At 68.6% G+C, this 21,213-nt stretch carries 15 protein-coding genes; all 15 read right to left on the bottom strand.

Translation table 11 applies throughout. The features are described from left to right. Positions 1 to 64: 64 nt before the first annotated feature. A complete protein-coding gene (tssG, locus tag FBZ88_RS22010; protein WP_040848419.1) occupies positions 65 to 1,150 on the bottom strand; it encodes a type VI secretion system baseplate subunit TssG in 1,086 nt (361 codons plus the stop codon). Further along, positions 1,147 to 2,982, bottom strand: a complete 1,836-nt coding sequence (gene tssF / locus FBZ88_RS22005; protein ID WP_145619272.1) for a type VI secretion system baseplate subunit TssF — start codon at positions 2,980 to 2,982, stop codon at positions 1,147 to 1,149. The genes tssG and tssF overlap by 4 nt, the downstream gene beginning before the upstream one ends. After that, positions 2,975 to 3,466 (bottom strand): type VI secretion system baseplate subunit TssE, encoded by a 492-nt coding sequence (gene tssE, locus FBZ88_RS22000; protein WP_004273669.1) that lies wholly within the window; start codon positions 3,464 to 3,466, stop codon positions 2,975 to 2,977. The genes tssF and tssE overlap by 8 nt, the downstream gene beginning before the upstream one ends. Before the next feature lie 3 nt (positions 3,467 to 3,469). Then, complete coding sequence (locus FBZ88_RS21995; RefSeq protein ID WP_145619271.1) at positions 3,470 to 4,294, bottom strand: type VI secretion system accessory protein TagJ; 825 nt, start codon at positions 4,292 to 4,294, stop codon at positions 3,470 to 3,472. Positions 4,295 to 4,308: 14 nt separating this feature from the next. Beyond that, positions 4,309 to 5,760 carry a type VI secretion system contractile sheath large subunit gene (gene tssC, locus FBZ88_RS21990; RefSeq protein WP_145619270.1) on the bottom strand — a complete coding sequence of 484 codons (1,452 nt, stop codon included), beginning with the start codon at positions 5,758 to 5,760 and terminating at the stop codon, positions 4,309 to 4,311. Continuing rightward, the gene (gene tssC / locus FBZ88_RS21985; RefSeq protein ID WP_145619269.1) at positions 5,760 to 7,253 is read right to left on the bottom strand and encodes a type VI secretion system contractile sheath large subunit; all 1,494 of its coding nucleotides are present in this window, start codon (positions 7,251 to 7,253) and stop codon (positions 5,760 to 5,762) included. Before tssC (FBZ88_RS21985) ends, tssC (FBZ88_RS21990) begins: the two co-directional genes overlap by 1 nt. Then, positions 7,253 to 7,762, bottom strand: a complete 510-nt coding sequence (gene tssB / locus FBZ88_RS21980) for a type VI secretion system contractile sheath small subunit (protein WP_040845788.1) — start codon at positions 7,760 to 7,762, stop codon at positions 7,253 to 7,255. Before tssB ends, tssC (FBZ88_RS21985) begins: the two co-directional genes overlap by 1 nt. 76 nt (positions 7,763 to 7,838) lie before the next feature. Continuing rightward, entirely contained in the window at positions 7,839 to 8,972 is a 1,134-nt protein-coding gene (gene tssA / locus FBZ88_RS21975) for a type VI secretion system protein TssA (protein WP_145619268.1), read from the bottom strand. Continuing rightward, a complete protein-coding gene (locus FBZ88_RS21970; RefSeq protein ID WP_145619267.1) occupies positions 8,969 to 10,255 on the bottom strand; it encodes a serine/threonine-protein kinase in 1,287 nt (428 codons plus the stop codon). The genes tssA and FBZ88_RS21970 overlap by 4 nt, the downstream gene beginning before the upstream one ends. Then, complete coding sequence (gene tagF / locus FBZ88_RS31055) at positions 10,252 to 11,826, bottom strand: type VI secretion system-associated protein TagF (RefSeq protein WP_246138797.1); 1,575 nt, start codon at positions 11,824 to 11,826, stop codon at positions 10,252 to 10,254. The genes FBZ88_RS21970 and tagF overlap by 4 nt, the downstream gene beginning before the upstream one ends. Continuing rightward, positions 11,808 to 15,401, bottom strand: a complete 3,594-nt coding sequence (gene tssM / locus FBZ88_RS21955) for a type VI secretion system membrane subunit TssM (RefSeq protein ID WP_145619266.1) — start codon at positions 15,399 to 15,401, stop codon at positions 11,808 to 11,810. Before tssM ends, tagF begins: the two co-directional genes overlap by 19 nt. Next, complete coding sequence (gene icmH / locus FBZ88_RS21950) at positions 15,398 to 16,789, bottom strand: type IVB secretion system protein IcmH/DotU (protein WP_145619265.1); 1,392 nt, start codon at positions 16,787 to 16,789, stop codon at positions 15,398 to 15,400. Before icmH ends, tssM begins: the two co-directional genes overlap by 4 nt. Beyond that, positions 16,789 to 18,132, bottom strand: a complete 1,344-nt coding sequence (gene tssK, locus FBZ88_RS21945) for a type VI secretion system baseplate subunit TssK (protein WP_145619264.1) — start codon at positions 18,130 to 18,132, stop codon at positions 16,789 to 16,791. The genes icmH and tssK overlap by 1 nt, the downstream gene beginning before the upstream one ends. A gap of 10 nt (positions 18,133 to 18,142) precedes the next feature. After that, on the bottom strand, positions 18,143 to 18,718 hold the full coding sequence (gene tssJ / locus FBZ88_RS21940) for a type VI secretion system lipoprotein TssJ (protein WP_145619263.1): 576 nt from the start codon (positions 18,716 to 18,718) through the stop codon (positions 18,143 to 18,145). Positions 18,719 to 18,836: 118 nt separating this feature from the next. After that, positions 18,837 to 20,522 carry a type VI secretion system-associated FHA domain protein TagH gene (gene tagH / locus FBZ88_RS31400; protein ID WP_186464548.1) on the bottom strand — a complete coding sequence of 562 codons (1,686 nt, stop codon included), beginning with the start codon at positions 20,520 to 20,522 and terminating at the stop codon, positions 18,837 to 18,839. Positions 20,523 to 21,213 lie beyond the last annotated feature (691 nt).

Raw genomic sequence — 21,213 nt, 5'->3', positions numbered from 1 at the left:
ATACCGTTCATGTAACATTACATTAATAGAACAGCATTACTTCCGATATATGCTTCAGGTGATACTAATCAGTGTCATTGATACTGATGATTGCATCATCCGGGTCGTGCAGCATGGGCAGCGACGCCAGCCAGCTGTCGTAGCCCAGGCGCGGGCCCGCGCCGTCCCGCCCGTCCAGCTGGCAGGGCGGCACCTCCTCCCGGTGCAGCACCAGCTGCACGTCGAAGCCCAACTCAGGCCCGGCATAAAGACGCGCCAGTTCCACCAGACGTGTCAGCCCCGGCCGGCCCGGCAGATGGTCCATGAACTGGCGTCGCGTCAGGGGGCCCAGGATGATGCGGAACTGGCCCTGCACGTCCCACATGCGGGCACCGGCAACGGCGTCCACGCCCAGGCGATTGTAGGCGGGTGCCTTTCCACCCAGGCGCAGGCAGGTCTGCTCCTCCGCCGGGATGGCGATCCAGCGGCCGGCGAATTGCTGCACCTTGACAGGCAAGCCGCAGGCGTCGGCCAGCATGCGCTCCAGTGAGATGGCGGCGCGCGGCTGCTGGCTGAACAGGCCGGCGTAGTAAACCGCCACCTCATCCCGCACCGACAGGCGGCCGCGCAGGTGCCCGGTGCCGAAGCCGGCGATGCCGAACAGGGCGGCCGTGGCGGCGTCCCCGCCCTCCAGCCCGCGATGCTCATACAAGGCGGGCAGGCGATAGCGCCGCCAGGCGCGGAACAGCAGGGTGGCGATTCGGTCGTTGAACAGGTCGAGGAAGGCAGCGAAGCCAGGCGTGCGATCGCGCAGGCTGCGGATGGCTGTCTCGGTATAGGCCTGCGGCAGGGCCGAGACGGGCCCCGTCAGGGTCATGACGTTCAGATCCAGCCGGGCGGGCTCCGCCGCTGCGCCCTCTTCCCCGCCTTCCTCCAGCCCGCCTTCCGCCAGATGGGGCAGGTGCAGGCGCTGGATCTCATGCGCAGGGAAGCATAACGACTGGTGCGCGGCGAAACGGATGGGCAGCTCGTCCTCTTCGGCCGAGGCGCCGAACTGCCGTTCCAGCAGCTGGATGGCGCGGAACAGGTCGAAGCGAAAGGGCTCATGCCGCAGCATGTCCAGCAGGGCGGGCGAACCGCTGAGCGTCGGCAGGGGCACGATGGCGTTCATGCCGTCACCTTGGCGCCAATGCGGGCACCCCAGCGGACCAGCGCCTCCTTCCGGCCCTTGGCCCGCACCGTCAGCCGGGTGAAAGAGTTGATGGAGGTGTAGAGGGCGAAGAAGCGCTCCAGCACCGCCGAGGGCAGGTAGATGCCCATGGCGCCCGCCCGCTCCGGGTCCATCACCAGGTCGATGTCCACGCCCCGGCACAGGGCGGCGAAGTCGGCGTGCGGTGCCCGGGCCGTGGCGCGGCGGTAGCCGATGCCGGTGACGCTATCGATGATGGCCCGTGTCTCCGGCGTGTCCTTCAGGTCGTAAAGCTTCAGCAGCTCCCTTAGGGCCGCCGCCCCGCCCTGACCATCCCTGCCCCCTTGGCCGTCCACCAGCGACAGATGGTTAAGGTTGAGGTGGGAGATCAGGCGCCAGCGGGCGCCGTCGCCCGTTTGCGGCCGCACCACCGCCGTGGGCGGTGTCAGGCAGGTGACGCCGGCAATGGGCCCGCCCTCGGTCAGATGCATGCGCGGATGGCCGCCGCCGAAGGGCAGCTGCGCCGGCAGGTCGCGGTTGAAGCACAGCGTCTCCACGCTGACCGTCCAGTCGGGCGGGGCATTGGGGTTGAGGCCCAGATCCACCAGCGACAGGTACATTTCGCTGCTGGCGTCGCGCCCGCCCCGGGGGCGGCGCATGGCGTGCCAGAAATGCTGGTGGCGCGACGGATCGGTGCCGTGATGGTTGCCGTAGAGGGGCAGGAACTCCGCCTTCTCCCCCCGGGGGGATGAGGCCCGCACCCGCTCGATGGCATAGATCTCGCGCGCCTCCGGCCGGCGGGCGTCCGCCTGCACCAGGTATTCGGTGGCATCATGGCCCAGGATGATGGGCTCGGCCGACTGCCGGAACAGGTTGACCACCGGGGCGCAGCCCAGGGCGAACACCTGGGGGCGCACCAGCCGTTCCCCCTCGGTCCACACGCGGTCGAGGTAGAGGTAGACCTCCATATGCTGGCCCACCCCGCGCAGGGAGCGCGCGCTGAGGCCGTGCAAATCGACGAACAGGAACTTTTCCGGAAAGGTGAACAGCTCGCTCAGCAGGCGGTAGCCCAGGAAGGACTGGGCGCCGTAGGGCACCATGCCGTCCTCGGGCTCGAAGCCCACCGGGGCCAAATGGTCGGGGCCCAGTTCCACGGGGTTGGGGTCGGTCACATCCTCCACCACCGCCATGCCGACGACGTTGTTCAGCAGCAGCTCATGCAGGGTGAACGCCACCTCCGGCGGGCCGGAGAGGAACAGGCGCAGGCGATCCACGCCCAGGTCGGTCAGGCCCTGGCCTTGCGCGGTGGAGCTGATCTTCAGCCGCAGCACCGACTTGGCCTGGCGGGTGGCCGCCACCAGGGGGGCCGCCGCCGGCAGGGCCGCCAGGCTGGCCGCCGTCACCTCCACCGGCCAGATCTCGGCCGGCATGGTGGTCTGGAAACGGCAGGCCTCGCCCCGCACCGCCTCCGTCTCCACCTGGGCGCCGCGCGGCACGGTAAAGCTGCCCGTCAGTTCCGGCGCCGCCTTCATCTGCACGATGGCCATCGACGGCAGTGGCGTCACGTAGTGGGGATAGAGCACGCCCAGGAGCGCGTCGGTCAGTTCCGGGAAATCGTCGTCCAGCTTCTGGCGCACACGCGCCGTCAGATAGGCGAAGGATTCGATCAGCCGGGCGACGTGGGGATCGTCCACCGTGGTCGGGCTGATGCGCAGGTTGCCCGCCACCTTGGGATGCTCACCCGCGAAGCGGGTCGCCGCCCGCCGGATGGCCGCCAGTTCCTGGTTGTAGAAGGACAGGAAGGTGTCAGGCATGGGGGTCGCCCTTGATCAGGAAGGTCTGGCTGACGGGGTCCAGCACGGATTCGAAGACGATGGGCTCGGGTGAGGGATCCAGGCGGATCACCGCCTCCACCCGGAAGCGCAGGGTGCGGTCCAGGTTGCGGCCGCCGTTCAGCAGGGTGACCGCCACCGACGACAGGCGCGGCTCGAACTCGCGGATGGCCACCTCCAGCGCGCGGCCGAAGGCGGCCTGGCGCTCCGGTGCGGCCATGCTCATGGCCGTGAAGTCGGGGATGCCGTACTGCAGGGGGGACCGATGCAGCTCGCCGACATCATTGCCCAGCTTGCCCGGCCGCCGCCGCGTGTTCAGCATGGCCTCCAGATCCCGGCGGATGGAGTTCTTGAGCTGCGACAACGCCGCGTTCCAGCCCAGGCTGCGCACGGCCGGCCCTTCCACCGGCTGGATCAGCCGGTCGAGGACGGAGGGCACGATGGTGGCGGGCTGTTGCGCCGGCATGGCTTACGCCGCCTCCACATCGGCCTGGGTTTCATCGAAGCGCAGGGAGGTGAGGTCGGCTGCCCCCACGGCGTCGTCGCCAAGCAGGAAGCAGCGCTGGCCCCGCCCCAGGATGGCGCCGTGCCGATCCACCCAATCCGTCAGGCGGCCCAGCCGGTGCTGGTCGGTCAGGCCGTCGGTCCCGGCGCCGGCGTAAATCATGGGCATGTACAGGCTGCCGGCGGTGCCGTCGCGCAGGGTCAGGCGCACGGGGCGCCAGATCAGGTCCGACAGGCGCTTGGGCGGCGCGAAATCCAGGCCCAGAACCTCGTCAGCGCCCACCCAGAAGTATTTGCCATCGGCGCTCAGCATCTCCAGCAGGCCGCCGCAGGTGTCGTCCAGGTCGCGGAAGTCGGTAAAGGCCGCACCCTTGTGCTGGCCGGTAGGGGCGCGGCGCAGCGTCTCCGCCTCCGCCAGCGTGGCGGCGGCCCCCTGCGCGTCCCCGGCGCGGGCCTTCACCCCCGCCTCCAGATGCAGGCGGGCGGCCGCGGTGATGTCGGTCAGGAATTCCGGCGGACGGCCCTCGCGGTACCAATCCTGGCGCGCCGTCTCCGCCCGGATCAGCTGGCGCAGCAGCGAGACCGGCACCATCGAGCCGGGGTCCTGGTTCAGCACGACGGACAACTGATTATCCGCCCGCTCCAGCTGTCCCGCCACGCACAGGATCTCCGCCAGCAGATAGCGGGCGCCGGTATCGATCGCGGCCTTCTGGACGCAGGCCGTCGCGGCAGACAAGGCGCCGAACAGGTCGCCGGCCTCCAGGGCGTTGGTGATGGCGGTCTGGCTCATGGGGTCCTCTCCCGTCAGGCCTGCGGGCCGACGAGTTCCGTGACCAGGCGGAAGCTGGTCTGAACGTCGTCGAGCTGGAAATGCGGTTTCAGATGGATGACGCAGCCGAAGGCGCCCGGCCGGCCGGCGATGTCGCGAACCTGCACCTCGGCCTCGCGCAGGGGATAGCGGGCCTTGAACGAGGTGCTGGCGTCGTCGTTGGCCAGGCAATAGCCCCTGAGCCAATCGCGCAGATGTTCCTCGAAATCATGCGCCGTGGCGAAGGAGCCGATCTTATCCCGGCCGATCATCTTGATGTAGTGCGCGAAGCGCGAGGCGCAGAGCACATACTGCAGCATGGCCGACAGCCGCGCGTTGGACGTGGCCGTCGCCCGGTCATAGACCTTGGGCTGGTGCAGCGACTGGCAGCTGTAGAAGACGCAGGCGTCGACGTAGCTGACCCGCGACAGGGGCACGATGCCCAGATCGCTCAACTGCTTCTCCTGCCGATCGGACAGGTAGACGTCCAGGGGTGCGGCCGGTGCCGCTGCCCCGCCCAGGGTCGGGAAGGTATGGCCTGGGAAACGGTCCACCAGGCCGCCGCCGCTCAGGTCGTCCGGCGCGCCCCGGATGTCGGCGAACCAGCCGTACTGGTGGAAGGCGCGCATGACCACGGTGGCAAAGGCGAAGGCGGCGTTGCCCCACAGGTAGTCCCCCGCCCCCGGCCGGCCGGTGCGTTCCATGAAGCGGAAGCCGTCGATACGGTTGGGGTCGTGGCGGTAAGGCGGCCGCATCATCACCCGGGGCAAAGCGATGCCGATGAAGCGGGCGTCGTCCGCCTCACGCAGGGCCCGCCAGCGGATGAACTCGTGCCCCTCGAAAGAGCGGGCGAGGTCCACGTCGCTGGCCATGTCGCCGAAGCTGTCCAGCCCGAACAGCGCCGGGGAGCAGCTGGTGACGAAGGGGCAGAAGGCCGCGGCCGCCACGGCGGCGATGGCCTTCAGCGTACCCACGTCGTCGGTGGGGTGGTCGGCATCGCGCTGGTGCTGCACGGCGTAGTCGCCGATTAGCAGGCCGAACGGCTCCCCGCCCGGCGTGCCGAACTCATCGCTGTACACCTTGGTGAACAGCTGGCTCTGGTCGAACTCGATGGCGCGTTCGAAGTCGCGGCACAGCTCGCGCCAGGACACGTCCAGCACGCGGATCTTGATGGCGCGGGTGGAGGCCGAGGCCTCCACGAGCTGAAGCAGCCCGCGCCACGACGCCTCCAGTTGCTGGAAGCGGGGATTGTGCAGGATGGCGTTGACCTGGGCCGTGAGCAGAGCGTCGATCGCCGCGATCAGCTGGTCGATGACCAGGCGCTTGTCGGGATGGCGGCTGAGGTCCAGCCGCCAAGCCGGGGGCGCGTCGGGCCGGGGTGCCCGGCCTTCCGTCGCGTCGATCCGTCGTTCCACCCCCGGGGCTGCCGCCTCAAGGGTCTGTTGCATCAGAGCTTGCTCGGTATCCGTGCCACCATGCGCAGCGAGGTCGTCAGTTCCTCCATCTGCAACCAGGGCCGCAACCAGGCGATGGCGTTATAGGAACCGGGCTTGCCCGGGATTTCCTTCACCGTGATCTTGGCCTCGCGCAGCGGGTAGGCGGCCTTCATTTCCTGGCCGGCGCCCTCGTTGGCGTTGACGTAGTTGTTGATCCAGCGGTTCAGCCAGGCCTCGCAATCCTCGACCTCCAGGAAGGAGCCGATCTTGTCGCGCGCCATCACCTTCAGGTAATGGGCGAAGCGGGACGTGGCCATCATGTACGGCAGGCGGGCGGAGATGGCGGCGTTGGCCGTGGCGTCCGGGCGGTCGTACTTCTTGGGCTTCTGCACCGTCTGGGCGCCGAAGAACACCGCATAGTCGGTGTTCTTGTAATGGCAGAGCGGCAGGAAGCCCAGCTTGCCCAGCTCGGCGTCCCGGCGGTCGGTGATGCCGATCTCCGTCGGGCACTTCTGGTCGGGGTCGCCGTCATCGCTGACGAAGACGTGGGTGGGCAGGGTTTCCACCTTGCCGCCACCCTCGGCGCCACGGATGGCCGTGCACCAGCCGTACTTGGCGAAGGCCTCGGTGGCGCGCGAGCCCAGGACGTAGGCCGCGTTCATCCAGCAATATTCGTTGTGCTCCAGCGCCAGCGATTTGCCCGAGGGGTCCAAGGGGGCTTCCTCGAAATTGAAGTCGTCGACGCTGAGGGTGGCGGCGCCGTAGGGCAGGCGCGCCAGCACGCGCGGCAGGGTCAGCGTGGTGAAGCGGCTGTCCTCGCTGTCGCGGAAGCTGCGCCACTGCGCGTATTCCGCCGTCTCGAAGATCTTCTCCAGGTCGCGGGGCTTGGCCAGCTCCTGGTAATCCTGGAAGCCGAACAACTTGGGGCTGGCGGCAGAGATGAAGGGGGCGAAGGCCGCCGCCGCGATGCTGGAGATGCTGGACAGCATCTGCACATCCTCGGGGTGGTTGGTGAACTCATAGTCACCGATCAGCATGCCGTAGGGCTCACCGCCGGGCGTGCCGAACTCGTTCTCATAGAGCTTCTTGAACAGCTCGCTCTGGTCGAACTCCACCGCCTTGGCCAGATCCTTCGCCAGTTCGCGCTTGCGCACGTTCAGCACGCGGATCTTCAGGTTGGCGCTGGTCTCGGTGTTCATGACCAGGTGGTGCAGGCCGCGCCAGCTGCCTTCCAGCTTCAGGAATTCCGGGTGGTGCATGATGGCGGCCAGCTGCTTGGACAGCTTGGCGTCGATGGCCTTCACCGCCGCGGTCAGCGTCTGGGTCAGGTTGCGGCTGTAGGTGACGGTGCCGCCCAGCGCCTCTTCCGTCAGGGTGCGCAGCAGTTCCTGCACGCGCGCCGGCTCGGTCTGCTTGGTGGCGCCGATGGCCTGGTCCAGCAGGGAGAGGCCTTCGACGGTGCCGGCCGCGGCTTCCTCGCGGGAAGCGGTCAGGGTGTCGGTCATCACTTCACCTCCTCGGCGGTGGCGCCCAGCTGCTGCGACAGCTTGCGCAGCTGGGTGTCGTCCTGAAGAATGGATTCCAGCAGGTCTTCCAGCTGGGTCGAGCGGTCGGCCTTGGTCAGCAGGTCGCGCAGCTGGTTGCGCGTCTCCAACAGCTTGCGCAGCGCCGGCACCTGGCGAACGATCTGGCCGGGCTCCATGTCCTCCAGCGAAGAGAACTTCAGCTCCACGGCCATCTCGCTGCCGTCGTCCTCCAGCTCGTTGCGCACGCGCAACGACAGCGACGGCTTCATGCGCGCCAGGATTTCGTTGAAGTTGTCGCGGTCGATCTGGATGAACTTGCGGTCCTTCAGCGGCTTCAGGTCATCCGTCGGGTCGCCGGAGAAATCGCCGAGCACGCCGACCACGAAGGGCAGCTCCTTCTCGACCATCGCCCCATCGGTTTCGACCTCGTATTTGATGTGCACGCGCGGCTTGCGAACCCGCTCGAGCTTGTCATGAACGCTGGCCATCTACCTTCTCCTACCCATGGGTTGCTGCATGTCGTCTGGGGTTGCCCCGAAATAAAAATGATTTCTCATCAGTGTCTTACTGTCCGTTGCCCTGCACCGGCCGGATGCCGGCGGTGGTCAGCAGGGTGTTGCGGGCACCCGCGTCCGTCAGCAGCTCGGCCAACAGTTCGGGCAGCGGCATGCGGCCGCGCCGGACCAGGTCCTCGATGGTGTAGGACAGGGGTGAATGGGGTTCGGTGCGGCGGAAGTACTGACCGATCTCCGCCAGCAGGGTCAGCGCCTCTTCCCGGCTGGTGATGCCCTTGGCCGGCCGCTGGGGCGCCGCCGCCTCGTCCACGACGGGGGCGCCGGTGGCGGAATGCAGGATGACGTCGGGCACGGCGGCCTCCTCCACCTCTTCCTTGGCCGACAGGCCGGTCAGGAACACCACCGCGTCCTCCACCTCCTCCAGGATGTGGGTGATGGTGGAGGTGGGCGGGGCGTCGGCGCCCGCCCGTTCGGTCAGCAGCCGATCCAGGTCGCGGAAGGCCTGGCGGCAGGCGCGGATGTCGGCCAGCAGCGCCCGGTTGCGGGCCGCCGGCACCTGGCTCATGCGCTGGGACAAGGCGTCCAGCGTGGGCGGCGGGGTGCGGCCCGGGCGGCTGCGCGTGTCCGGCGTCTGGCTGGCGCGCTGGGCCAGGGCGTAGTGCCAGTAGGCGATGGGCTGGTCCTCGCGCAGCAGCGGCACCTTGCGGATGGGCTGGATCAGCGTGCCTTCCGCCCCGTGGCCGTTAAGGCCGCCGATCGGCGCCAGGCGGACCGCGATGCCATCCTCGTCCGGCTGGGGATGGACGCCGTCCCAATACTGCTCCACCAAGCCGGCCAGCAGGCGGAAGCCATCGGCCAGGCCGGCGAAACCCTCCAGCCGCACGGCGGCCTCGGTCAGCCAGACGGCGACCTCGATGTCCTTGGTGCGCTGGGCCAGGACGCTGCGCGCCAGGTCCTGGATACGCTGCCATTCCGCCAGAGAGGTCTGGGCCTCATCCTCGGAATCCGCCCGCCGCTCAATGGCACGCGCGGTGGCGCGCAGATCCTTCAGCTGGAAATAGGCGGCATCGCCGCCGTTGTGCACACGCAGGTCCGGCCCGCAGGGCTGGTCGCCCGGGATGGGGGCCAGCAGGGCGGGAAGGTCCAGGACGCCGGGGGGCACGATAACGCCGTTATCCATCATGCACCTTTCCGCGACGTCCACAGCCGGCCCCAGAAGCCGCCCTTGGCCGACGAACCGCTGTTGGCGTCCAGCGCCCGCAGCAGCGTGTTCAGGTCGGTGGGCCGGCGCTTGGGATCGGGCTGCAGCATGGCCTCCACCAAGCCGCGCAGCCGGTCGGGCACGGCGCTGATGTCGGGAACCTGGCGGCGGGCGGCCGTCGCCTCCTCCACCGTCTGGCCCATGGCCAGCTTCTCGCCCCGCGCGGCCGCGACGATGACCAGGCCCAGGCTGTAGATGTCGGACGCGACGCCGATGGCGCCGCCGTGCATGCCCAGCTGCTCGGGCGAGGCGAAGGAGAACTTGCCGGCGAAATCCAGCCCGTCGCGCGGGGTGACGCCGTTGCGCATCTCCCGCGCCACGCCGAAATCGATCAGCTTGGCCGCCGCCGGATTGTCGCCGGGCAGCAGGATATTGTCGGGGCTGACATCGCGGTGGACGATGCCGACGGCGTGCACCGCCGTCAGGCCCGCCGCCAGGCGGCGCAGCAGGGCCTCCAGCGCCGTCAGGCCCAAAGGCCCGCGCCGCAGGAAGTAGGACAGCGACTGGCCGTCGATATACTCCAGCACCAGCATGGACCGGCCGTCGCCGTCGCGGTACAGGCCGGCGCAGCTGACCACCGCGTCATGGCGGATGCGCTGCAGCAGGCGGCCTTCCTCGTGGAACAGGCCCACGATCTTGGCGTCGTCCCGGTATTCCGGGATGATGACCTTGATGGCCTGGTCGGTCTTCAGGTCGCGATGGCGCACCCGATAGATTTCCCCCATCCCGCCGCGCGCCAGCAGGGTGCGCACGATGAAGGTGTTCAGCATGGTGCTGCCCGGCGCCACCGACCAGCCGGTGGGATCGGCCTTGACCGCCGGCGCAGCACTGGCCGCAGGCTCCGGTCCATCCTCCCAAGGGCGCTGGGCGGCCTGGATGTGGCGGTCCAGCGCGGCACGGGCGCCGCTCAGCAGGTCCAGCGACGCGACCTCGTCCAGGCCGGCGCGGTGCGCCTGCGCCCGGACGCCGGCGATGAAGCCCGCCACCTGACTTTCCACCACCTCGCGCGTTGGCACCACCGGGGCGGCGTTCGGCGCGGCGACGTCCGCCGCCACCATGACCTCGGTCAGCTCGGCCGGGGCGAAGCGGGTCAGTTCATCCGGCGCCTCGGGGCTCAGCAGCAGCGAGGTCATCTCGTCGGGCTGCTGCGGCCCCTCGTTCGCCACGGTGGCGCCGGGATTGGTCAGAACGGCGGCCTGGCTCATTCCGCACCCCCTTGACGCACGTCTTCAAGCGCCGACGGGTGCGGCGCCGGCACGGCCGTGGCCTGCAGGGCGGCCTCGGCCACCGGATGATCGCTTTCCGGCACATCGACGATGACGGCGGTCAGGTTGTCCGGCGCGCCGCTGACCAGGATGTTCTCCACCAGGGCATCCACCGTCTCGCGCGGGGGCATGCCCCGCATCAGCGTGGCGATCTCGGTCTCGCTCAGCACCTTGGTGACGCCGTCGCTGCACAGCAGGAAGCGGTCGCCGGGCTGGACGACGTCCTGCACCATGTCGATTTCCAGCGTGTCGGCGGCGCCCACGGCACGGGTGACCAGCATGGTGGCCCGCTGCTGCTGGTTGATGCCGGCGGCCACGTGGTCGGTGGTCAGCTGGCGCAGCCGGCCGTCGCGCAACAGGTAGATGCGGCTGTCGCCCACCCACAGGCAATTGAAGCGGTTGGCGTAGATCAGCAGAACCACGGCGGTGGAAGCGATCAGCGCCTGGTCGCCCAGGGTGGCAGCCTGGGCCCGCAGCTTGTCGTTAGCCTCGACCAGGGCCTCGCGCACCTCTTCCACGAAACCGCCGTAGGACAGGGGCGGCATCACCGCGTCCAGCGCCTTCACGGTCAGGGCGCTGGCCACCTCGCCCGCCGAATGGCCGCCCAGGCCGTCGGCGACGCACCACAGGCCCAGGTCGGGCCGCAGCAGCAGGGCGTCCTGGTTGATGGTGCGGCGGGTGCCGGGATGGGTGCGGCCATGGCTGGGCAGCGCCACCACGGGCCGCAGCAGCAGGATGGGCAGTTCCTCGTCCGCCAGGTGCAGCGCCGTGTCGGCCGGGCGTTCCCAGCCCCAGCGCTCCCAGCGTCCATCCAGGAAGGCGGCGTAGTTCTGCGGCGCCGGCAGGCCGGGCGAGATCAGCAGCGAGGACGCCACCTTGTCCGACCCCGTGGTCCACCACAGGCTGAAGCGATTGTTGAAACCGATCAGCACCTGGTCCAGCAGTTCGGCATAGGCGCCGCCCAGGGCGCCCCGGCCGTTGGCGCCGCCATTGTTGGCCAGCCCGACGCGGAAGGCGCTGCTTTCCACCGGCCCGCGCGTGGTGTCGTAGGGCGGTGCGCCCAGCACACGGGCGGCCTGGTCGAAGCTGTCAAAGTTGAAGTCGTCGTCCAGCGAGGTCAGCGCCAGGTCCTCCACCTTGTCGAACCAGGCGCGACCGCTTTCGATCAGGCGGATGGGGGCGACGCAGCCGGGCAGCGGGGTCGCCAGCACCAGGGGGAAGTAGCGCCCCACCCGGTCGACGCTGGGCATCAGCACACCGGCCATGGCCGTGTCGCCGCAGACCCCCGGCCCCAGGACAAAGCGCCAGACCGGCGTGTCCAGGTAGCTGGGCAGCCACGCCTCACCCATCTGCCGCTGGCTGGTGGCGAGCGACGCCTGCAGCCATTCGTCCAGCGGGCGGACGGTCGCGGGATCCAGCCGCCGGGAGACGAAGTCCCCCCGCGCCGGGATCTTGCCGAAGAAACCCGGCTCGTGAGCCGAGACGGCGCCATTCAGAAAGAGACTGGACAACGGAACGCCCTCAGTTCTTTGAGGATGAAGGGGTTGAGCGAGGTGCTGGACTTCACCTCGAAGCCGGCGTTGTGGGTGCCGGAAGCGAAGTTGACGCGGAAGTTGTCACTGCCCAGCGGCGTGACCGTGCCCTGGTCCACCAGGTGGAACAGCGACCAGGGACCGCTTTTCAGCACGCTCTGCGGCAGGCCGTCGGTTACCTCGAACACCACGCGGCTGACGCCGTTGGGATCGTTGTCCGGCCATTGGAGCGAAGCCGGCCACTGCGGCCCATGCTGGTATTCGATCTGCTGGCCGCCACTGGCGAACAGCACGCCGGTGGACTTCGGATCCAGGGTCACCGGCGTCACCTGCAGGGCGACACGGGGCTGCTGGCCGCCATCGGGGAAGAAGGCGTCGCGGATCTGGGCGGCATACTGGAAGGAGGCCAGCACGCTGTCGGGGATGCCCAGGCCGGTGTCGCCAACCTTGGTCCACCGCCATTTGGCACCCGAGGTGTCGACCAGCGTCTTCAGGTGATTGTTGAAGAAGTTGTCCAACATGCCGTTGGGGGCGAACAGCCGGGTGAAGTCACCCACCGAGATTTCCTTGGTGCTGTCCTTGGCGAAGGGGTAGCGGTCTTTGACGGCGCGGGTGCAGAAGCCGCCCACCTCGCCGCCCCAGAGGTTGCTCAGCTGGGCGCGGGCGCCGCCCACCGACTGTTCCGACGCGCTGCCGGTGATGGTGGCGATCCAGCCGTTGACCGGGCGCGGCATCTGCGCCGCCTGGCTGTTCAGCATCTGGATGGGGCCGCCGGCACCGCCGTGGGAGGCGCGGGTGTACATGGCCATGCGGCCGTTGCCGGGCCCGCTGGCGACATTGCTCAGCTCCTGATAGGCCTCGCCCAGCAGGCGCACCAGATCCTCCGCCCGCGCCGGCGCGCCGTTGCTGGGCGTGACGAAATCGGCGATGGGCTGGAAGTGCTGGGCCACGGCCACGGCGCCGGCCGGCGCGTCCGGCGTGGGCAGGGCCGCCGGGGCGGCGGCACCGCCAGCAGCCGGGACCGCCTTGGGCAGGCCCGGCAGGGGGACGATCTGCGTCTCCGCCGCCACGTCCTTCAGCAGCTTCAGCATCGGCATGTCGGGGCTGGACACCAGGTTCAGCACGGCGATGGTCTGCTGCATGTCGGCCAGCGGCACGATGCGCAGGTCGCCCAGCATGGTGTCCCACTGCTGGATGTAGTCGGCGTAGTACAGCTGGGTCACCCGCTCGCGCAGGTCATCGGCCTGGGCCGCCTGCTGCGCCTGGGCGTTGGCCCCGGCGGGCTTGTCGCCCAGCACCCAGCTCTGCCCCTGCACCTCGGCGATGACGGCGGAGAGCGCCGGCTGGAAGGCCTTGTAGCCTTCCGGCGTGTACAGGCCGGGAATGCCCTCGGTCAGCGGCTTGCCGGAAACGCGGGTGAAGACATGGTCGGCCGTGGCGCCGGCATGGTCGACGGGGCGCCACTGCGGCAGCTGGCTGATGCCCTCGTGCTGGCGGACCAGGGCGTAGACCCGCTCGGCCGGGGCCAGCTTTTCCAGGCTGCGGCGCGACTGGGTGATCAGGTTGGCGTCCAAGGGAATGGGCGTCAGGCTGCCCCGGGTCAGCAGGCTGTCCAAGTGGCGGGCCAAGTCGTCGCGCAGGCCCTTGTTGGCCTCGCCCGGCCAGGTGGCGGCCCAGTCGGCCACCATCCACTGGCGCACGGCATTGGCGTCCAAGGGGCCACGGCTGCCCAGCATCAGGTAGATCTTGAGCGCGCCGGCCACGAAGTCGTCGTCATCCTCGTGCGCCCGGATCTGGTCCTGCAGCCGCACCAGCAGGCGGGGCAGCATCAGGCCGTTCAGCGCCCGGTGATACACGGCGGCGTGCACCGTCTTCAGCTTGTCACCCTGGTAGAGGCCGAAGGTCAGCCATTGGCTGGCGACACCCTCGTTGTTCTCCAGGCCCGTGGGCAGGTTGCGCAGGATGTTCAGCGGCTTGACCACGCGCACCAGGTCGGCGTCCGTCACACCCTGGCTGGGGATGCCGGCGGCCGCCTTGTCATAGGCCTGCAGGCCATCGTCGATCAGGGCCACCTGACGCTTGTTCTCCTGATAGCCGGTGCTCCAGGCATAGGCCAGCACGGCCAGGATGACGGCGGCGGAGGCGTACGTCGCGATGCGCAGGCGGCGGCGGCGCTGCTCCACCTTGGGGTTCAGGCTGACGACGGCGGCCTCGGCGAAGATCACCTCGTTGAACAGCCGGGTCAGGAAATAGCTGCGGCCCTGGCGGTTGTTGGCCGGCATGCGCACCGGATCCAGGCCGAAGGTGGCGGCGATGGTGGCCATCGTGCGGTCGATGGGCATGCCCACCTGCACGCTGCTGGTGAAGTAGCTGCCGCGCAGCAGGGGCCGCGTCTCATAGGGGCTGGCGCGGAAGATTTCCGTGAGGATCTCCAGCAGCGCGTCGCTGAGGCTGGCCACCTGGTTGGGGAAGTTGAACACCAGGCCGCGGCGCTCGATGTCCGCCTCCTGCTGCACCCGTTCCAGCAGCCGCTCGTTCAGGCGGATGACCAGGCCCTCCAGCTCCTGCGGGAACTGCTCGACCACGCCGGGACTGTCGGCGGCGCCGTCGTCCAGGGGGAAGGTCATGCCCCACACCTGTTCGCGTTCCGACTTGCCGAGATTGTCGAAGTATTCGACGAAGCCGGGCACCAGATCGACCTTGGTGAACAGCATGTAGACCGGGAAGCGCAGGCCGAAGCGGTCGTACAGCTCGTTCAGGCGCAGGCGGATGGCGCGGGCGTGGTTCAGGCGCTCCGTGGGGTCGGGGGCCATCAGGTCGGCCAGGCTCATCACCACGATGGCGCCGTTCACCGGCTGGCGCGGGCGGTAGCTCTTCAGCAGGTCCAGGAAGCCCAGCCAGGCGGCCTGGTCCTGATGCGGGTCGCTGTCCTGCGTGGTGTAGCGGCCGGCCGTGTCCAGCAGGATGGCCTCGTCCGTGAACCACCAGTCGCAGTTGCGGGTGCCGCCGATGCCCTTCAGGGGGTCGCGGCCGATGGTGGTGGACAGCGGGAAGTTCAGGCCCGAGGTCAGCAGGGCCGAGGTTTTGCCCGAGCCCGGCGGCCCGACCATGATGTACCAGGGCAGCTGGTAGAGATAACCCCGGCCCATGCCCTTGCGGCCGGCCTTCTTGCGCAGCTGGCTCAGCGCCTCTTGCAGGCGGTCGCGCAGCAGGCGCAGTTCCTCGGCGGACGCGGCGTCGGCACCCCGGCGCTTCTCCTCCTCGCTGGGATCGGTCAGGTCGTGGACCATGCGCCGGTCGGTCTGCCGGGCCTTGAGATTGACCTGAAGGTTGAAGGCGGCCCAGGTGGCGAACACGGCGCAACAGGCGATCAGGCGCACCAGGTCGCCTTCCAGCGGGCGGTGGCTGCCCACCGCCACCAGGGCGCCGAAGAACCAGATGACCAGCGCAAAGCCGATAGCCCACACCAGGGACCAGACCCAACGGGCGCGGAAGGGCTGCGCCAGGGCGGAAATCAGGGGCTGCGCGAAGTAAACGCTGCTTGGGACGTTCATTGGGCCGTTCCCTGGTTGGGGGTCGGGGCAGGCGGCGCGGCGGGGGTCACCGAGGCGGCCGACGGCGCCGGCACGGCGGCCGCGGGCGAGCTCAGGATCACGTCGATGCGGCGGTTGGCTTCCCGGCCGGCGTCCTGGTCGTTGGTGGCGATGGGTTGGGTGTCGGCCATGCCCTGGGCCTTCAGACGGGACTTGTCGGTCAGATGGGTGGCGATGACGGCGGCGACCGCGTCGGCACGGGCCTGTGACAAATGCCAGTTCGACGGGAACCGGATGGTGCGGATGGGAATATTATCGGTATGTCCCGTGATCAGCACCGCACCGGGCCGGGTGTTCAGGGCCTCGCCGATACGGTTCAGCAGGGCGGTGTAGCTTTCGTTCACCTCGCTGCTGCCGGACGCGAACATGCCGGCATTGCGGATGCGCACGACGGTGTCCGTGCCCTGGGGCACGACGGTCACCAGGCCCTGGGCGATCTCCGGCGCCAGGAAGGCGCGGAACTGGTCCAGATCCTTCGACTTGGGCTGCACCGGTGCCGTGGGCTGCGCCAGGGCGACGCTGGGCTGTCCCACCGGCGGCAGGGTGGCCATCTTTTCCAGCGTGGCGTCGGAACTGCCGTTCAGTGCGAAGCTGAAACCCGTGGCCATCACGGTGATGATGATCAGGGTGGCCGCCATGACGGTCCAGAACTCGATGCTGGGCAGCAGGGGGCGGAAGGGCGCCTCCACCCCGCGCCAATGCACCGACAGCTCGCGCTCGGCCTCGCCGCGCCGCTGGGTCAGGATGCGGTAGAGGTTGTCGCGGATGCGGGAGTGTTCAAGCGAGCCCTGCGGCAGGATGCGCAGCCGGCCCTCGAACCCCAGCGACAGGCACAGGTACATCAGCTCCAGCACCTGGAAGTTGGCGGCCGGATCCTTCAGCAGGTGGTTCAGCAGGTCATAGAAGCGCTCACCCCCCGTCACGTCGATGTGGAAGGTGATGACCATGCCGGCCCGCGCCCAGGTGCTGCTGGCGCCCCACGGGGTGTTCAGCACGATGTCGTCGATGGTGGCGCACAGGGCGTAGTGGGCCGCGCGCGCCGCCTCGTTGGTGACGCCGGTGCCTTGCGCCCGCTTCTCGAAGGTCTTGATCTCGTCGGCGACGCGCTCGCGCAGTTCCTCGATATTGGACTGGGCGGCGGACGTGCGCAGGCGGCGGGCCAGCGTCAGGATGGGGCCGGCGGCGGCCACCAGCGGGTTGAGGCCGCCCAACGTCAGGTCGACCGTGTCTTCCGGCGCGTAGTCGGTGGGCGGCGCCACCAGTTGCACCGGCGCCGGACGGCGGCCACCGGGCGTCGGCTTGACGATGGTCGGCTCATGCGCCGTCTGGCCGTAGCTGGGATAGGACATCACGCACCCCCCTTGATGGCCCACAGCTCCATTTCGATCTGCGCGAAATCACCCGCCAGATGCAGGGCGATACCGCCGGACTTCTGAAGCTGCTTGAAATGCTGGCTGCTGCGGTCCAGTTCGAAGAAGACTTGGCCGCTGCGGTATGGAAGCTGGCGGGGCGCCACCGGCAGGGGCCGGACATTGATGCCGGGCAGCGCCACGTTCACCAGCTGGGCGATCTGTTCCACCGGGCCGATCTTCACCTGGTTGGGGAAGACGCGGCGCAGGTGCTCCACCGGCATGTCCGCGTTCACCGCCAGCACGAAGGTGGCGTTGAACAGCAGCGACCGGTCGACGATGACACCGACCTTGATGCCATGGCGGCGGGCCTGCAGCGGGATGGCGACGGCGGTCTGCTCCAGCACGGCGCTCAGGGAGGCGCGCAGGTCGGAGAAGACGGGCCGGAAGGTGTTCTGCAAATCCTCGTGCCGGTATTCGGGGAACACGGCGGCGCGCTTGGCCTCGGTGGTGAAGGTGGCCAGTTCCCCCGCCACCTCGACACACAGGCGGTAGAACCGCTCCGGATGCAGCATGGGCGCCGTGGCGGCGTAATGGCGCAGCAGCGGCTCATAGCGGTTCACGGTCTGCAACAGCAGGAAGTCCGCGATCTCCGCCGCCCCCTTGGCCGAGGGGCCGGACAGACGGCCGGCCAGGGCCTCGGCCCGGTGCTGGATCAGGGCCTGCAGCTCGGTCAGGAAGGCGGCCAGCGGCGCCTGGGCCGCGACCGAGGTGACCGGGGCGATGAACTGCTCATCCAGGATGATGGCACGGTCGGACCGCACCTCGACCACCCGGGCGATGGCGACCTTCTCATATCCCGCCAGCGGCTGCGTCTCCGGCGCCAGGCGCAGGCGCAGGCGGGCGACGTCCATGGCGGCCGCCTGGTCGCTGCCCAGGTTGGCGTCCTCGGCCTCATACCGCGCCGGGACGAAGCGGGTGATGGCATCCTCGGAATTGGTCAGCCCCACCTCGGCCCCGCCCGGCTGGCGCACGGGCAGCGTCAGGTAGATGACGCAGTTCTTGGTGGTGTCGAACAGTTCCAGCGGCGGCGGATGATCGGCCTCGTCCGGAATGGAAAAGGGCGTGCCGTCGGGCAGGATGCCCTTGGCGGAGACGATGGCGAACTTGCCGATGCCCAGCAGTTCCCGGTTTATGGTCAGCTCGCTCAGGCCCCAGGCGAAGGGGGTCAGCGGTTCGGTGCGCGCGTGCAGCAGCCGTTCCACATGGCGGTCGGCTTGCTGGAAATGCTGGACACGCAGGAACATACCCTCGGTCCAGACCACGCGGTTGGCGGACATCATGGCCGGGGCCTCACTTGGTGGGGGTGCGCTTGGACGCGGCGGCGCCGGGCGGCGTGTCGGCGTCGGCCGTGTCGCGCTTCACCACCAGGCCGTTGGCGCCGACGGTGACGTTCAGCGTCACCGGGCCGGTGTCCGGCAGGGCCACGACCTCCCGCCAGTTGGCCTGGTCGATGGCGCGATAGGCGGCGACGATGCCGACGTAATGCACCTTGTCGTTCTGCGGCAGGACCATCTGCTTCTTGTCGCCCGGCTGCAGCACGAACTCGTCCCGGCCCAGCTGATCGGTGCCCAGGGCCTGGGTATCGTGCTGGATCAGCTGGATGGGAGCGGCGATGGTGAACTTGTCCTTGGACGCCAGCTGGTAGACGCGCGTCACGATGGGCGACGGACGGCCCAGCGTGTCGGGATTGGCGTCGGGCCCGACGTTGATCGATACCGGCACGGTGGTGCGCACCGGCGGCGGGGGCGGCGGCTCGTGCGAGCAGGCCGCCAGCTGCAGGACGGCGCCGGCGAGCATGGTGGCGAGGGCCGCGCGGCCCATGGGGTGCGGGGTGGAGCGGCGGGCGGTGGTCGTGGCGAAAGGCATCGTCTAGAGGACCCTGTTAGTCTGGGCAGTCTCGGGGCTGGGGTTATCCCCAGGCGGCTGGCGGACGGGTGGAAGTGAGGCGGGTGCCAGGCGGGGACGAAGGCGGATCCCAGGCGGTTCAGAGGCTTCTGAACTGCTGGGTGTAGGCGGAGGAAAACTTGCTGCCGAGGGGCGGTCCCGACGACTGCTCGCCCATCATGCGCTGGTGGACCTGCTCGTACCGTTCCCAGCAGCGGGCCTTGTGCACCTGCGGCAGCATGGAGGCGCTGACGTCGTTCTTGATGGTCTCGGGCGACAGCTGTTCCAGCACATCGCCCACCACCGTCTTCATGCCGGCGATCAGGGCCACCTCATGGGCCTTGATGTCGCGCAGGCTTTCGCGGATGGCCTCCGGCGCGTCCATAAAGCCCATGACCCGCCGGCCGATCAGCACGGACAGCGTGCCATCCAGGTTGGCGGAGAACTTCAGGGGGTTGTTCTCCTTGGCGCGCAGCAGCGTGTGTTCGATGCGGAACTCGGACTTCAGGAAGGCGCGCAGTTCCAGCAGCTCACGCAGGCCGTTGACCGCCTCGCGCAGGGCGACGCCCATCTTGTGCATCAGCGCCGGGGCGTCGGACGCGTCCACCGCGTCCAGCGGCAGGCCGACACCGGCCAGGAAGGCCTCGAACACGTCGTCCGGAATCTGGGGGCCCGGATTTTGGGGAGCCGGGTTATGGGAGTTTGCGGCCTGGGCGGGCGCCGACTGGGCCTGAGCCTGGGCAATGGGCGAGGCCTGCGCCGCCGGCTGCGGCGGGGCGACCGGTACGGGCTGCGCCGGCGGGGGGACGGCCGGCGTGGCGAGCGCCACCGGGTTCATGGTGCCCAGCCCCACGACGGGTGCGATGGCGGGGGAAACGGGCGGGACCGGCGCCACAGGGGCGGCCACCGGCTGGGGCCGCACCGGGGCGGCGGCGGGATTGATGGGCAGGATGGTGGCGCCGGGGCCATTGATCGGGGCGCCATTGACCGGACCCGCCGGGGCGGGGCTGGAAACGGCCGGGCTGGGCACGCGGGCCGTGGCCTGGCCGTTGCGGGTTCCGGCGAAGGCTTCCGCCATCACCTGGGCGGCGGCGCTGACGGACTCCAACTCGTCCTGCGCGCCGACGCCATCGACGCCCTCTGCCTGCCAATCCATGGGGATGACGGGGTGCTTGACCTCAGGCGCCTCGAAATAGGCGCCGGTACCGGAATGGGCGGCCAGCGACGGGGCCAGCGCGCCACCGAACGGCGCCTCCACCTCCGCCTCCCCTTCCCCCAGCATGTCGGTCAGCTGCATTTCGGCGACGCGGTCGCCGGCCAGGACCTGGGTCAGCGAGGGGACATAGCCGGTGTGGCCGTTGGTCAGCCCCCCCATGCCGTAATCCATGTCCGGGTCGGCCAGGGTGCCGCCGGTCATGCCGATGCCGCTCATGGTCGCCATGGGGGACACCGAGGCCGCTGGCTGGCCGCTGATTTCCAGGCGCAGGGTGCAGGGGCCCAGGTTGATGACGTCGCCGTCGTTCACCGGCTGGCTGTTGCCCCGGCCCAGAGGTGTGGCCGCCCCGCCGACGTAGACACCGTTGGTGCTGGTGTCCGTCACGAAATAGGTCTGGCCACGCAGCTCTATCCGGCAGTGCTGCTTCGACAGGTGGCGCTGGGGGTCGTTGACCACCCAATCGTTCTCAGCGCCACGGCCGATGGTGAAACTGGCGCCGTCGCAGACGCGGGTTTCGCCTTCGGATATGGAGCAGTCCCCGGCCGAAAGAACACGTAAGACAAGGGCCATCTGATCCTCGCTGCGCAAGGACGGCATTGGCGACGTCACTGAGAGGTCGACAACGTGTCCAATCTTTTAACGATAAATTTACCAAGCAATGCACGCTGATATAATTCGGAAGATAGTTCCGTCGACCCCCCAGAAACGGTTCTCGGTGGCGTATCCAGATAGAGGTAGAGCCGTGCACAGATGGCGCCTGTCCCCAGTCATAGGGCATAGCTTCAAAGTATATTTTGAACGCAATTTTAATCGATATTTTAAACAATCGCCTTTGTAATTGCTGAGAAAATTCCGGAAGCCTATTACTTATCCTCCGGTTCTATAACCACCGGGATGAATCGGATATATACCTGCAAAACCTAGGTCATATGACCCGGGCGGCAGGCGCCGCGACACCCCTTGGAACCAGCTTTCCATCCCCCGGTCCAACCCAATAACGCGTTAATACGAAGGTGCCTGCCCCCGTGAACGGCGCGGAATCCCTAGGGTTTCCCGCCACCTGGCTGCGAAAGCTGGCGTTCCGGCCGGCAATTGGGTCTGCCATCAGGATATGCAGCATTAAGCTTCCTATACCGGAAGGGCGTAACCATTCGTGGAATGGCCAAGCCGTCGGCAGCAAAACAGAATTGAAGCATGGGCGCCCAATTCTACAGTAACGGCCGATTTTTAAAGCCACATCAACATGAAGATGCCTCTCATT

Origin of the sequence: Nitrospirillum bahiense, assembly GCF_007828025.1 — a bacterium.
Classification (GTDB): Bacteria; Pseudomonadota; Alphaproteobacteria; order Azospirillales; family Azospirillaceae; genus Nitrospirillum; species Nitrospirillum amazonense.
This window is presented reverse-complemented; position numbering and strand designations above follow the sequence as displayed.